This window comes from Mycobacterium sp. UM_Kg27, assembly GCF_000972905.1.
Classification (GTDB): Bacteria; Actinomycetota; Actinomycetes; order Mycobacteriales; family Mycobacteriaceae; genus Mycobacterium.
This window is the reverse complement of record NZ_JRMM01000342.1, coordinates 1-360: the sequence shown is the minus strand read 5'-3', so window position 1 is coordinate 360 and position 360 is coordinate 1. Positions and strand designations below refer to the sequence as shown.

Genomic DNA, 360 nt, shown 5'->3' with positions numbered 1-360 from the left:
GTTGGTGGTTGGTGGTGCTTGGGGTTGGAAGGGTTGGTACCACCACCAGTGGGCGCGTTCGCCGGTGGGTCCGGGGCAGGGTGTGACGGTGGGTGCGGGGGTGCGGGGTGGGTGGGCCAGTGATCCGGGGTGCAGTGGTTGGCCGTTGGTGTCGGTGACGACGAGGTGGTCGGCTGGTCCGGTGATGGTGATGATGCCGCGGTGGTGGAGCCGGTGGTGATAGGGGCATAGCAGGACCAGGTTGTTGAGGTCGGTTTCGCCGCCGTCTTCCCAGTGCTGGATGTGGTGGCCGTGCAGGCCGCGGGTGGCGCTGCAGCCGGGGACGGCGCAGGTGCGGTGGCGGTGCTCGAGGGCGCGCCG

1 protein-coding gene is annotated in these 360 nt (G+C 70.0%); it reads right to left on the bottom strand.

Annotated features, from left to right (window positions below):
* Positions 1–360, bottom strand: a 360-nt coding sequence (locus tag LI94_RS21545) for an HNH endonuclease signature motif containing protein (protein WP_046302542.1), incomplete at both ends; no start/stop codon positions are given.